This is a genomic window from Paenibacillus sp. sptzw28, from assembly GCF_019550795.1.
Taxonomy (GTDB): Bacteria; Bacillota; Bacilli; order Paenibacillales; family Paenibacillaceae; genus Paenibacillus_Z.
In genome coordinates, this window is record NZ_CP080545.1 from 5,273,263 (window position 1) to 5,286,305 (window position 13,043).

General features: G+C 49.1%; 13 protein-coding genes. 4 read left to right on the top strand and 9 right to left on the bottom strand.

The annotated features are described in order from the left end of the window. Positions 1 to 119: 119 nt before the first annotated feature. The 3 genes from KZ483_RS24475 to KZ483_RS24485 form a co-directional block, all read right to left on the bottom strand. Positions 120 to 317 carry an MEKHLA domain-containing protein gene (locus KZ483_RS24475; protein WP_220353656.1) on the bottom strand — a complete coding sequence of 66 codons (198 nt, stop codon included), beginning with the start codon at positions 315 to 317 and terminating at the stop codon, positions 120 to 122. 101 nt (positions 318 to 418) lie between these two features. After that, positions 419 to 634: a hypothetical protein gene (locus tag KZ483_RS24480; protein WP_397376130.1), complete on the bottom strand. Its 216-nt coding sequence runs from the start codon at positions 632 to 634 to the stop codon at positions 419 to 421. A gap of 88 nt (positions 635 to 722) precedes the next feature. After that, positions 723 to 893 (bottom strand): hypothetical protein, encoded by a 171-nt coding sequence (locus tag KZ483_RS24485; RefSeq protein ID WP_220350165.1) that lies wholly within the window; start codon positions 891 to 893, stop codon positions 723 to 725. Between the two features lie 144 nt (positions 894 to 1,037). Between KZ483_RS24485 and KZ483_RS24490 the strand changes: the two genes are divergently transcribed. Next, a complete protein-coding gene (locus tag KZ483_RS24490) occupies positions 1,038 to 1,982 on the top strand; it encodes a class 1 isoprenoid biosynthesis enzyme (RefSeq protein WP_220350166.1) in 945 nt (314 codons plus the stop codon). Between the two features lie 162 nt (positions 1,983 to 2,144). Here KZ483_RS24490 and KZ483_RS24495 read toward each other — a convergent pair whose 3' ends face one another. Then, positions 2,145 to 4,037, bottom strand: a complete 1,893-nt coding sequence (locus tag KZ483_RS24495; protein ID WP_220350167.1) for a sensor histidine kinase — start codon at positions 4,035 to 4,037, stop codon at positions 2,145 to 2,147. Positions 4,038 to 4,436: 399 nt separating this feature from the next. On the opposite strand from KZ483_RS24495, the gene KZ483_RS24500 reads away from it, so the two are divergent. Then, a complete protein-coding gene (locus tag KZ483_RS24500) occupies positions 4,437 to 4,673 on the top strand; it encodes an NHLP leader peptide family RiPP precursor (RefSeq protein WP_220350168.1) in 237 nt (78 codons plus the stop codon). Positions 4,674 to 4,716: 43 nt separating this feature from the next. Here the strand turns inward: KZ483_RS24500 and KZ483_RS24505 are convergent, their stop codons facing one another. The 3 genes from KZ483_RS24505 to KZ483_RS24515 form a co-directional block, all read right to left on the bottom strand. Continuing rightward, positions 4,717 to 6,615 (bottom strand): ATP-binding protein, encoded by a 1,899-nt coding sequence (locus KZ483_RS24505; RefSeq protein ID WP_220350169.1) that lies wholly within the window; start codon positions 6,613 to 6,615, stop codon positions 4,717 to 4,719. Between the two features lie 246 nt (positions 6,616 to 6,861). Then, positions 6,862 to 7,395, bottom strand: a complete 534-nt coding sequence (locus tag KZ483_RS24510; RefSeq protein WP_258881779.1) for a copper amine oxidase N-terminal domain-containing protein — start codon at positions 7,393 to 7,395, stop codon at positions 6,862 to 6,864. Between the two features lie 173 nt (positions 7,396 to 7,568). Continuing rightward, entirely contained in the window at positions 7,569 to 8,297 is a 729-nt protein-coding gene (locus tag KZ483_RS24515; RefSeq protein WP_220350171.1) for an MgtC/SapB family protein, read from the bottom strand. Positions 8,298 to 8,709: 412 nt separating this feature from the next. On the opposite strand from KZ483_RS24515, the gene KZ483_RS24520 reads away from it, so the two are divergent. Then, positions 8,710 to 9,717 (top strand): sialidase family protein, encoded by a 1,008-nt coding sequence (locus tag KZ483_RS24520; protein ID WP_220350172.1) that lies wholly within the window; start codon positions 8,710 to 8,712, stop codon positions 9,715 to 9,717. Between the two features lie 111 nt (positions 9,718 to 9,828). Beyond that, entirely contained in the window at positions 9,829 to 10,410 is a 582-nt protein-coding gene (gene thpR, locus KZ483_RS24525) for an RNA 2',3'-cyclic phosphodiesterase (protein WP_220350173.1), read from the top strand. Here thpR and KZ483_RS24530 read toward each other — a convergent pair. Together KZ483_RS24530 and KZ483_RS24535 are read right to left on the bottom strand one after the other, a co-directional pair. Further along, positions 10,405 to 10,752 carry a hypothetical protein gene (locus KZ483_RS24530; protein ID WP_220350174.1) on the bottom strand — a complete coding sequence of 116 codons (348 nt, stop codon included), beginning with the start codon at positions 10,750 to 10,752 and terminating at the stop codon, positions 10,405 to 10,407. The genes thpR and KZ483_RS24530 overlap by 6 nt on opposite strands. A gap of 243 nt (positions 10,753 to 10,995) precedes the next feature. Beyond that, complete coding sequence (locus KZ483_RS24535; protein ID WP_220350175.1) at positions 10,996 to 13,038, bottom strand: cadherin-like domain-containing protein; 2,043 nt, start codon at positions 13,036 to 13,038, stop codon at positions 10,996 to 10,998. Between the last annotated feature and the right edge of the window lie 5 nt (positions 13,039 to 13,043).

The following is a 13,043-nucleotide window of genomic DNA, read 5'->3' on the forward strand; positions in this document are numbered from 1 at the left end:
AGCGTCTGCAGGACGCCCCCTTCCAAATTATGTGATTACTCCTAGTATATACGATTGGGAGGGTCTGGACCATAAGAAATCTTGCTCATTCTGGTGGGCATGTACGAAGAAAACCGCGATTACAAATACGCATAACGCGTAAATGCCGCGGCTTGTTCTACATATTTTCCCGATTCATCCCGCAGGTTCCATACAACCACATCTTGAATGCTAAACCGCAGGCCGACGCTGGAAATATGGATACACGTATAACCGTCATATATCCTAGCCGGCCGAAGCCAAGAAGTAACGGCTAACGCCGTCCTTGAGTCGGAGATTCGATTCCCACCAAGGAAAGATAAGAAAAGGTATACTGGAACTTACACTCTTTCTTATATTTAAAAAAAACCGGGATTCTGCCCCGGTTTTCCGATATCTTCTAGACACCCATTTTTTTACGCTGATTGTTCACTTTTTTTGTATTTTGGCTTTTCAACACTTGCTGATTACCGCCTGGGCCATGCTTCTGCTGCTTACCGCCGTTTGCCTGGTCCTGCTTCTTCTGGGCGAGCTTCTGCTTCACGGCTTCTGCGAGCGAAACCTTCTTCGGTTCTGGCTTCTGGTCGTCATTCGGGGTTGCTTGTTCCTCTGACACAATATCACCTCATCTGTGTGTACTAGTTATATTGTATCGCTTTTTCGTCCCGCTTTCCAGCAAATAATCCGCAGGCTTTCCTATCTGTTCATTCCCGAAGCGCATCCTTCAGCTTCGTGGACATCGTATCCTGCTGACGAATACGGAGCAGGCCGCGAAGCTTGGCAACCTCAGTCTCAAGCCGCGCCTTCTCCGCCTTTAGCTCTTCGATCTCACGCTGCGCTGCTTCCAGCTGCCCGGCTAAGGTCATTTCCTCCATGTGAATCCTCCGTTCTGCGCAAATACTCATACCATCATTGTATACCTGATATAGTCCACGTCACAACTAAGCCCAGGCGGGAATTGTCCGTCTTCGGACCTTGGGTTATACTCGTAACAACACAGAAACCGGGAGATGAGACCTATGATTAATTGGAAGACATCGTTTAACGACGAACTCGCCATCGTATTCAGTGAAGCAATGACTATCGTTTCGGCATACCCCGCCCCCCTCGGAACCCAAGGTCTCGCCTACATAGACAAATTCAATCCTCTGCTGCCCGGCGGCACTAAAAACTACATTTGTTATTTGCTTCCGTACTGGCTGAAGGATATAACAGCGGTCGACGACCGGATGTGCCGCAAGCTTTCTCTGGCCAATGTGTTTATTATGCTGTATTTTTTCATACAGGACGATCTTATGGATTCGCCTCAGACGGATTGGAAGGAGCAGCTGGCGCTCGGCAACCTCTTTTACCTCGCCTTTCTCGATATTTATCAAGCCGAGTTCCCGGCGGGGTCGCCATTCTGGGATTACTTCCGGACCTATATTATCGATTGGGCATCGGCAGTCGCAACAGAAGGCCGAAACGCCGGTATACTTGAACCGGACTTGCTCGAGCTTGCCAAGAAAGCGGCGCCGGTTAAACTGGCAAGCACCGGAGCGCTGCTCCATACCGGCCGGGACATACTTGTCCCCGCTGTGTCGGACTACATTGATCAAGTTCTCATTACTCTGCAAATGGTTGATGATTGGGCCGATTGGGAAGAAGACCTTGTCCACGGCAGCGGCAACAGTCTGCTCGCCTTTATACGGTCCGAGCTGAACCTTCCGGCAGATTCACCTCTTTCCCCTGCTCAAGTAACGGACTCCATACGACTGCAAGGGGGCCTCCGCCGATTTGCGGATGAGGCCGAAACCCGCTATAAGAGACTGCAGAGCACACTACCTGGCGCATCCTGCTTATCAGCCTTCCATCACTCGCTTTCGCAAGAGCTTGTTCAGGCGGCAGATCGTTATGAACGGCGCAAACAGTCGCTGCTGCGTGGCGGGTTTGTAAACTGGCTCTCCGAATCTATTAATGAATAGCCGCTCATTATCGCCGCTGACGGCAATGGAAGAAACGAGCTGCAGGTTATGCTTTCTTATCCCGCCTGACCCAACGGATAATGATGAACATTCCACTGCGACTTGACGCACTGGTAACCAAGCATAAGGTGCCGTAGCCATCGGATCGATATGGCACCTTATTTAATTCCTGACCGCCGGAAATCGGACAATCGCTTCAGTGCCTTTGCCGCGTTCGCTTTTAAACTCCAGCTTCCCATCCATAAGCTCAATAATTCGGAACGTTACCATCAGACCGAGTCCGGTTCCTTTGGTCTTATTGGAGAAATACGGCTCTCCGAGGCGCTTTAGCATGTTTTCCTCCATGCCTTCGCCGTTGTCCCGGACATGAACGAAAACCTCTCCACGCTCCTCATACGCCCAAAGATGGATACGTCCGTTTCCACGAAGCGCTTCGATGCTGTTCTTGAGAATATTAATAAAGGCTTGCTTCATCTTCGATGAATTCCCTTGTATATACAAGTCCTTCGGTATGCTTATCTCAATTTTCCCCCCTTGTAAATTAGCCAGCGGGACAAGAATCCCTTCCACTTGGGACAGCTCCTCTGCAAGGTTGAGAATAGTAGTTTGCTCCATCTGCGGCTTGGCGAATGTCAGGTAATTCGTAATGATCGACGCAGCGCGGTCCAGTTCTTCAATTGCCAGCTTCAAATAGTTCCTTTCTCTGCCGCCATGCATCGAGTCTCCCAGCAGCTGAAGAAAGCCCCGGGTTACCTGCAGCGGATTCCGCACTTCATGCGCAACGGAAGCCGCCAGCTGACTGATGACTTCCATTTTCTCGGAACGCTGAAGCTGATGATTATACATTTCCAGTTCTTTGGAATATTTTACAATTTTATCATGATTATAGGCGAACTTTTTACCTAGCAGGATGATCAGAGAAAATATGAATCCTACAATACCCCATTTCCACAAATACAAATTGTACTGCCCATCCCGGGCAAAATACAAAGCAAGCTCACCGATACCGAATACCGCAAATATCCCAAATCCCACAGTAATAATAACGGCGTCTTTATTGCCCTTGCAAACGTAGGTTATCAGCATTCCAATAATAAGGGCAAATTGAACCATCATTATAATGCCAAGGACAGTCACTGTAATCAGGTGGTATAAGCCGTAGAAGCGGCTTGTCGATATGTCGTTCAACACCATTCCGAGAAGGCAAAGAACGGAATAGCCGATCTGGAACTTTCGGAATTTCCGGAAAATCCCGAAGTACCCGCCTTCAAACATTTTTTCGAAAAAGAAGGTCAGCGAGACGAGAAATACGACCAGCGCACCATCGAAGAGATGCAGGTACACTTTCCCGTATTCTCCGTAATAGGTATACAGAAACGGAGAGTACATCATGATGAGCACGCCGACCGAGAGAATGATCAGGCTAAGCGAGATCCACCCCGGAAGCTGCATTCTACTTAGAAATGCAGAGCAGATAAGCATGACGACCGCGATAAATAGAAATGCGCATCCAAGCACGATATCCAGTAAATCCGCTTTCATATATTTCTCCGATATCGACTGATAGTCACCGATCTGTATCCCGTTAGTGAGTCCCAGCATGTCCATCGAGGATGTGGTATGAATCAGCAAGATCTTGTCCGAATCGCTGCCGGAGAGAGGCAGCAAGAGCCGATAGATATCATATGCATATGGACGGCTGCTTTGATAGATTGGTTTATCGTCTATAAAGACTTTTATTTCCTGTCCGTAAACTCTTTCGATTAATATGCCGGACCTCTCCGGCAATTTCGGCAGGGTGATTTTTATCCAAGCGCCTGTAACCCCCGGAGATTTGGACGTTACCGGTTTATCTGCAAGAACTGTGGACCATTCTCCCTCGTTCAAGACCGCCTGCGGAGAATCCTTCTCATTACCGCTCGTTTCCCACTTCATTTCCCATTTGATAATCGTTTCTGCGGAAGCGGGCGGATCGCTATGGGCGGCTGCGAGTGTGAAGGAAAATAAGGATAACAGGATAATGCAAATAACCAAAGCCTTAGGCATGGTCTTCATGGGAGCACCTCATGTCGTTGTTACATCCGAGATTGTAACACTTTCGATATAAGCGTTAGCGTAGCCCTGGCAGGTGCGATGTCACAGCTGTAATTAGGCAGGTTTTACGCGGACGCGGAAGAGACCGATCTGGTTATAACGTTTATTTTACTTGGTTATGCGGGTATAACGCCAGTGTTTTCCAACGTCGTTAAAGTCCAAAGTATTAGGAACGCTCAGCTTATGCCGGGCTGAGTCGTCCCACTACCAAAGTTTGATGCGAGTATGTCCAAAAATAGTTCTTAAGATTTAGTATAAATAAGTTATATAGTAGAATTTTATCATTTTTTGATAGAAATTGATGATTGTTTATGATATACTCTTCATGAAATATTATCCATTTAATGAAGGGTGATTCTGATGTCGGCCGAACAACAACTGCTGTCCCAAATTATCGAAAAAGCATGGAACGATCCAGTATTCAAACAAAAGCTGCTGTCAGACCCTAAAGCCGCACTTTTGGAATCGTTCAACATTACGGTACCAAGCGATATCGAACTTCATGCGCTGGAGGAAACGCCGAACAAGTTTTATATCGTTATTCCCCCGGCTCCTCAGGCAAATGCAGCTGGAGACGAATCCCTAGCCATGTGGTAATCCGCTTCACTTGTTTTCAATGTTTCAGCTCGCGCCATGCGGATCATCCGTACGGCGCGTTTGTTTTCTTCGCGGACGGCAATGAAATGACCGCTTCGGTACCGACTCCCCTCTGGCTCTTGTACATCAATCTCCCGCTCATCAGTTCAATGATTCTGAATGTGACCATAAGTCCCAGACCAGTCCCCTTTGTTTTACTGGAGAAATAAGGCTCTCCGAGTCTGGCAAGCATCTCCTCGTCCATCCCTTCGCCATTATCACGAATATGAACGGCTACCGTGCCGTTTTTCTCGTACGCCCACAGACTGATATGACCGCTCTCTCCCAATGCTTCAAGGCTGTTTTTGATCAGATTGATAAACGCCTGCTTCAGCTTATCGGCGTTCCCTTGGACATAAATCCCCTTCGGCACATTCATTTCCAGCTTGCTCCCCTGCGCATCGGCCAGCGCAATCATCATGTCGTGAACCAGCTTCAACTCTTCAGCCAAATTCAGCGTGTTAATCTGCTCAAGCTGCGGTTTGGCAAACGATAGATAGTCCGTGATAATGTTGGCCGCTCGGTCCAATTCTTCGATAGCCAGCTTCATGAACCCCCGCTCGCGTTCCGATTGCGATCTATCTCTTAACAGCTGAAGGAAACCGCGTGATACCTGCAGCGGATTGCGGACCTCGTGCGCGACCGAAGCGGCGAGCTGGCTGATGACCTCAATTTTCTCGGATCGTTGAAGCTTCTGTATATAGATTTCAAGTTCTTTCGAATAGTGAACCATCCTATTGTGGGTATAGGCCATTTTGCGGGCAAGCAATATAATCAGAGAAATGACAAAGGCGATCATTCCAAAGTTCCACCATTTAAAATCGTAGGTCGGGGAATGCGTGTAGAACCATACGAGCTCCCCGACTCCGATTGCGGCAAACAACCCGATTCCGGCCGTAAGAATGACCGCCTCTTTGTTGCCCTTCACAGCATACACTACGGTAGAGCCGATAATGTACAGAAACTGGATGATCATTATGATGCCAAGAATCTTAACCGACAGGAAGTAATAGATGCTGTTATATTGGTAACCTGTCCAATCATTAAGCAGCATAGCTGCCAAACAGCAGGCCGAGTAACCGATCTGAAACCTGCGAAGCTTGCGTGTTATCGCGAAACGGCCGGGACCGAACATATTTTCAAAAAAATAGGTCAGCGCCGGCAAGAAAAATAAAAGTGCCGCATCGAACAGATAGATGAAAAGCTGCCCGTACTGCCCGTAAAATGTGTACAGAAACGGTCGGTAGGTGACCATTAATAGACCGATCGACATAATCATCAGGCTAAGTGAAACCCAGTTCCGCCACTGCGCCCGGTTCAAAAAAACCGAGCTGAACAGCATTACGAGAGATACGAGCAAAAACGCGCAGCCTAAGGAAATATCAAGCAAATTGGCACTCGCGTAAAGAGCTTCAAGCTTCTCGTAAGGGCCAATCATGATACCGGAGGTTAAACCGATCCGATCCTTGGTCGTTGAGGCCTGAATGAGCAACGTACCTCCTGCTGCAGAAGGCTCCAGCGGAAGGACGATACGGTTGACGTCATAATTATAAGAACGGTTCTCTGAATAGATTTCTACGCCGTTAACGATGATGCTGACCCGATTCGCGTACATTTTACCAATATATAAGCCGTTATTCTTTCCGATCTCCGGCAGCTTAATGGCAATGGTTACGGAGGAGATACCCTTCGGTATGGCCGGTATCGGGCTGACGGGATAGTCAACGCGCATCCACTTTGACCCGGCTTCGCCGGAATGCTGCGCGCCGAGGAAGTCCGCGCCCCATTTTTGCTCCCATGAACTGACGGAGATTAAGGATGAACCTGCATCTCCATGGGCTGCGCCGGGGAGGAGCATCACCAGAACGATAAGGATTGCGGCAGCTGTGGATATATTCGACAAAATTTTCACTCCTGCACCTTGTTTAGTAAACTTTCCCTATTATTTCGACATAATTCGATCATTTCCCTACCTGATTCCCTTTAAATTTTTATTAAAGAACTTTTAGACTATGAAATCCTTATAGCTTTTCCGCAAACGGAAAAGGAGCTGTCTTCCAGCCATAAATGACCGAAAGGCAGCTCCTTATACAAGTGGCCTTAAAATGATGCTTAAAAAGATTGCTGACCGCAGGCTAATGCTGCATTTCTACTTCATCGGCTCCGTCATCATCATCTTAGAAGCCAGGTACATATCTACGAAAGCTTTCGTCACATAGGCTTTGCCCTTGATGTAGGTCGGCGCGTACGTGAGCATTTTCTTGTCCATCCCAACCATCGCGTCCTTGCTGCCAGGCATAATGGTAACCGTGTAAGGCTTCGCCTTCATACTGTTCATTTCCTTATTCATCGCCTTGCTATCGTTCATGTCGTTCATGTCGTTCATGTCGTTCATGTCGTTCATGTCGCTCATGTCCATGGAGCCTGCCGTCTTCTTGTCTTCCATCGCCGGTTCTTTTGTATCCATCATCATACTTTTAGTTATCGAGATGGATTTCTTGGTCCACATTACGCTGTAGCCCAGCGACTCCGCGACCTGACGAAGAGGGACAAGGCTCTGGCCGTCCTTTTCCACTACAGTAACATTGCTGTAGTCGGTTTTCGTGGTCATTCCCGCCGCTCCTGCAACCCCAGGCACCATGATAGCGGCTGCAAGTAACGAAGCTCCCGCAAGCTTTGACATTCTATTCAAACGAATCCCTCCTCAAATTGATCCAACAACTAGAGGATAAGATATCGTTCTTAAGTGGAGCTATCGAAAATATGAATAAACTCTTACATTAGTGCTACAAAACAAATTACCGCGCGATTGTATGGCATTCGATGCAAGCCGTTAACCTCCGGCATCGCCGGCCGTCATAACAAATCGCCAGGGGTCTCCAAGCCGAGTACACCATTGATACTTGATAGCGAAACGATCGCTTCCTCGAGATTTTTCTTCTTTTTGAGCTTCACGCGCATACGTATCACAAGAGGACCGGTCTTTTCACCCGGCTCAGCCTCGTCGCTTTCTATATTCAACTTATAAATTTGAATGCCCAATCCTTTTAATTCCGTCAAGATTTGATTGAGACCATTTGAGCTTCGATTGATTTTGACGATAAGCTCATGATGCTTTTTCGTTCTTGAAAACACTTTTTCCACTTTATTGAGCAGGAACAAGCTCATGACGACAAGCAGTGTGGAAATAGCGGCTCCATAATAAAACCCGGCGCCGACCGCAAGGCCGATCGAGGCCACAACCCATAACGACGCCGCCGTCGTTAATCCGGAGATGGTTAAACCCGTTCTCATAATCGTGCCGGCACCGAGAAACCCGATTCCGCTAATAACCTGGGCGGCCAAGCGTGCAGGGTCGAGCCGAACGTTAGGTTCCGCAGCGAACTGGGAGAATCCGTACATCGATAAAAGTACGATAACGGCCGAGCCTAAGCAGACGAGAATATGTGTACGAAACCCTGCCGAGTGTCCGCCGAGCTCTCTTTCAAGTCCGATCAATCCCCCCAGAAACAGCGCAAGAATCAAGCGGATCGTCATTTCCATATAGCCAATGTGCCAAACGCTGGGATTAATAGCCGATGCCATTCGCAATCATCCTCTATAGTTTGCTTTTCTTCGTTCAAAGCCGCAGCTTTCTTGTCCGACAACCGATTCAGCCTTTGACCGATATAATAACAGAGACCTCCCTTCCAGAGCAAACCCGGAGCGAAGGGCGTTTAGCCGGGATGCCGTTCAAATTGCGAAGCCCGGACTCCCTTCCCCGGTAGAAAAGAATATGTTTCTTGTATCCAAGTTAGACTTGAAACAGCTTTCACCTTAAGGGCTTGATACGAAATTATGCGCAAAGTTCTGATCAGTCAACCAGTTCCGTCGACTTCACAATTTTCTACTTGTTTGGATTTTCCGGAAAATTGAGATTAGACTTCGGAAGCGGACACCCATTATACTAAAAGCCTATTGATAGACCAATTATAAAAGATGATGGGAGTATTCAGACATGAAGGTTTTATTCGCTCAAAAACAGTATGTATTCGGGGATGACAGACCGTTTCCAAGCTGCCACGCGTCAACTCTCGTAGTTCTTCCGGGCGGGGATATATTGGCGTCTTGGTTCGGCGGTCTTCATGAAAAAGCAAGCGACGTTGCGATCTGGGTGTCGCGCCGAACCGGTGAAGCATGGTCGAAGCCGGTCAAAGCGGCCGATGAAGCAGGAATAGCTCACTGGAACCCTGTTTTATTCTTTGACGGCGCCGAAGTGGTGCTTTTTTATAAAGTCGGCCATGAAATAACGGATTGGTTCACACGGGTCATTCGCTCGAAGGACGGCGGAAACACATGGTCAGCGCCAGAGGAGCTCGTGAAAGGCGATATTGGAGGGCGGGGTCCCGTCCGCAACAAGCCGATCAGGTTAAACGACGGAACAATACTTGCTCCTTCCTCGATAGAACGTCGCGACCCCGATGAACCGGATAAGCAAATATGGGAGGCATTTGTTGACCGGTCTTCGGATGACGGCAAAACCTGGGTCCGAAGTATGCTCGTACCGATGGAAACAGCACAACTTGTTGGTACACGGCATTGGTTTGCGAAGGGGCTTATTCAACCTTCTCTTTGGTCGTCCGGCGGGTCGCGAGTCCATATGCTGCTCCGCAGCACGGAAGGCTTTATATATCGCAGCGATTCTGAAGACGGTGGACAAACCTGGTGCACGGCTTATTCGACCGGATTGCCGAACAATAACAGCGGGATTGATGCGGTGCTTACGGATAGTGGAGTTTTGGCACTTATTTTCAACCCGGTGAGCGGTTATTCTACGGAATCTCCCCGTTCACCGCTTGTGATTCGTTTCTCGTCCGACAACGGGTTAACCTGGGCGGATGAATTCGTACTGGAGAGCGAAGCAGGCGAATATTCATATCCGGCAATTGTTTCGCAAGGGAACCATCTGTATGTGACCTATACCTGGAAGCGGGAACGGATTGCTTTTTGGAAGCTGACCGTCTGAGTGAACGATGCAGGTTCGGTTGACAGGCAGGACGGTTTGAGATCGACATATGTTCCCATACTATAAGGAGTGACAGCTAATCATTGATAAACGAACAAGGAGATAATGATCATGAGCCCTTCGTCTTCACGTCTATTTGTCGCGGTTCCGCTGCCTGCGGGCAGCAAAATCGCATTTGCCCTCTTCCTGAACGAGTGGAAGCAGCTCGTGCCCTTCCGCAATTGGGTACATCCTGAAGATCTTCATATAACGCTGCAGTTTCTGGGCGATACGCCTGCCGAGAGTTTACCCGCGCTTTCGGCGGCAATCCGGGACGCTGTCAGTTCAACGCTTCCTTTCCGGTTAAGCATAGAAGGGCTCGGCCTGTTCGGGCGCCCCGAGAATCCGAGCATTCTTTGGGCCGGTATAGCAGGCGAGCTTAACCCTCTGCATGAATTGCAGCGTAAGATTTCTTCAGCGCTCTCGCCGCTCGGTTTTCAACCGGACGCCCGCCCCTTTAATCCGCACCTTACAATCGCCCGTAAGTTCACGGGATCAAGCCCGCTGGACCCCGCCCATCTTCGTAAGCTCGCAGCGCCCGAAGCGCTTTCCGAAAGTCCTATCCAATGGACCGTTGATGAAATCGTTCTGTACGAAAGCCGGCTGGGACGCCCTGCGCCGATGTACGATCCGATATTCCGCTGCCCGTTATGACGTATTCGAAATTTCTTCCTTAACGAGCCAGAATAAAGTATATTGAAGAACCGCCGTGGCGAGAAGTACGATGGGCAGCCAGATGGATTGCAGATCCTTCGAGAGTATGATAAGCAGGAGAATCGAGAGCACCCTGCCAGAATACAGGAATACCTCACGCATTACGACGGATTCAACCCGCAGTTGTCCTTTGAGCGGAAGCGTTCCGATCAGCCGGTAGTAATAGGAGGTCAAAGTATTGACCGCGAGCGGATTGCAGACTGAGAATAGTATCATAAACAGCAGCACGGTTGAGGCTTCCCGTGGAGAAAGCAACCGCCGCGTCCACCACATGGACTTCAAATTGAGCCTCCGCGTACCCGCGGCCGTCTGATGCGTTTATATAAATCCAAGTATCTCCGTATTCCGCTCCCGTGATCGGAACCCTTCCATTTGCAATCGTCCCGATATTCACTATGCTGCTATTGGAGTATCCGTCGTATGAACAGATTTCATCGCCATCCGGGTCTTCAAACATAGGCGCGGGACTAAGCAGATCCAGCGCATATGTCTCTCCCTTTCTAATAATAATCGGTGCGCCGTCTCCTATAAATTAGGAGCATTTTTTACTTGAACCTGGAAGGTATATTCCGCAATTTCACCAAGCTCATTCTTAGCTTCCACAGTCACTGTCGTATTGACTTCCATTTCAGAAGTAAGAGAAAGGTACGGTGAGGTAAACCAATTCGGTGCTTCATTCTCATCAAGCATGGTCGGGTCCGTAGTGAGTGCCGTCGCCCCAATATCTTTCACCCTGAATTGTGTTGCGGTTGGAAAAATCTCATTCAAATAAACCATACCTGTATAAATTCCGTCGTAGCTGGTCATATATTGCGTGCCGATATTGTTAACAGTAAGCCCGACAATGATTTTGAATTCGTCCGATATTTTTCCGTCATGCCCGTCATCCAAAGTCACGATTAATGTGGATATGCCAGTTTCCAGCCCTTTTATTGTAAGCGTGGAGCCGGACACAGACGCACTTGCATAACCGTTTCCTTCCTTGTTAACCACCGAGAACGACCACTTGCCATTCCCGGTGAGATCGAAGTAATCCGACAAGGAGATGGTATAAGACATTAATGGATCGACAGGTATGTATTGGTCCGGAATGTAAGTCCGGCTTTCCAGGACGGTCGCGGTAATGTTATATGCAACCCATGTGGCTCCGCCGTCATCACTCGCTTTCAACTCTATGCTCTTCGGCTGGGCTCCCGAAGGAAACCCAGCCTGCAGTGTCAACACGCCGCTTGGCGACAGTGAACCGGATAAATCATTCTTGTTGGTGAATGAGGTAGAGAACAGCAGCGGATCTCCATCCGGATCGGAAAATAACTGGGCTAAATCGATCTGAGCCTTCTGTAAGGCTCCCAGGTTAATGTTACCTCGATTGTTTAAGCCGACATGGTAATCGGGATTCAAAACCGGGTCATCGTCCACTCCGGTGATTGTGACATTGACGGTTGCCGGTTCCGAGTTTGCATCTCCATCATTCACCAGGAATGTGAACGAGTCGGTCCCAAACGCATTCGGATGAGGCGTGTACGTGTACGCTCCCGTTTTCTCATCGGTAATTGTTACGCTGCCTTTGGCGCCCTGGCTGACCATGACATAAGTCAAATTATCCCCGTCGGTATCCGCTGCGCTGAGCGTTCCGGCTGCAGTCACATCCTCCACCGCACTTAAGGTGCCATTGTTTGCCAACGGAGCATTGTTCGCCTTCGATACCGGTACTACACTGAACAACTGCGTTACGGGGGAATGGCCCGGTTGACCGTCACTTGCCTCTACCGTTAGTAGGAGCGGCTGAGCGCTTGCATACAAGCCGGTAATAGTGAGCAAACCGCTGCCGCTGTCCAATGCGGCGCCGACTGCAGCAGCCACGGGTAATGGCTGAAGCGTGTACGTAAGCGCGTCCCCGTCCTCGTCACTGAAATAATCGTGCATATACAACACAGTTTGGCTGCCCACACCCACATTTATGTTAGATACCGTTCCTTTGGAGACCGGCGTCCGGTTAGGCTCCGCAATCGTGCTCTCGACAGCGGCACCCAGGACGTTCCGGTAATCGTCGATACTGTGCAAATCATCCGGATGCGCCTTGAAGAATTTAACAACATCATCTATCCCCGCCCCATCCCCATTCAAATCCAGCTCGGCATTCGCGCCTACCGTCAACTGGAACCTCTCATGGACGGCTATGCTCTCGTTCGGTTTCTTCGCCGATACATTAACCATCGTCGTGCCTGGTTTCTTGAAGCGGAGATCAAGCAAAAGGCTGCTTCTGAGCGTGACATCCGCCACACTCGTATTTTGAATGACGACCGTATAGGTCAAATGTTCGGCTTCTTCGAAAATATCGTTCAATTCCACCGTAATGTTTCCGCCTGCACGGATTTTGCCCGCCGATTCCTGCTTGGCGATGACATCCTTGATATGCTTCTTCACAACCGGTCCTGCGGCAACCGACTGGGCCTCCGACAAGGCAGGAACCGCCAAAGCAAGCGGCGTGACGCCCGCTGTGGCTGCGATCAGCTTAGCGACTTTCTTAAACGAGCGATTCTGCTGCTTTTTTTTCTCTGTTTTCATACTTT

Coding starts and splice junctions, on each gene's coding strand:
- KZ483_RS24485 (WP_220350165.1), bottom strand. CDS start 893: ATGGAGGAAATGACCTTAGCCGGGCAGCTGGAAGCAGCGCAGCGTGAG.
- KZ483_RS24490 (WP_220350166.1), top strand. CDS start 1,038: ATGATTAATTGGAAGACATCGTTTAACGACGAACTCGCCATCGTATTC.
- KZ483_RS24495 (WP_220350167.1), bottom strand. CDS start 4,037: ATGAAGACCATGCCTAAGGCTTTGGTTATTTGCATTATCCTGTTATCC.
- KZ483_RS24500 (WP_220350168.1), top strand. CDS start 4,437: ATGTCGGCCGAACAACAACTGCTGTCCCAAATTATCGAAAAAGCATGG.
- KZ483_RS24510 (WP_258881779.1), bottom strand. CDS start 7,395: ATGTCAAAGCTTGCGGGAGCTTCGTTACTTGCAGCCGCTATCATGGTG.
- KZ483_RS24515 (WP_220350171.1), bottom strand. CDS start 8,297: ATGGCATCGGCTATTAATCCCAGCGTTTGGCACATTGGCTATATGGAA.
- KZ483_RS24520 (WP_220350172.1), top strand. CDS start 8,710: ATGAAGGTTTTATTCGCTCAAAAACAGTATGTATTCGGGGATGACAGA.
- thpR (WP_220350173.1), top strand. CDS start 9,829: ATGAGCCCTTCGTCTTCACGTCTATTTGTCGCGGTTCCGCTGCCTGCG.
- KZ483_RS24535 (WP_220350175.1), bottom strand. CDS start 13,038: ATGAAAACAGAGAAAAAAAAGCAGCAGAATCGCTCGTTTAAGAAAGTC.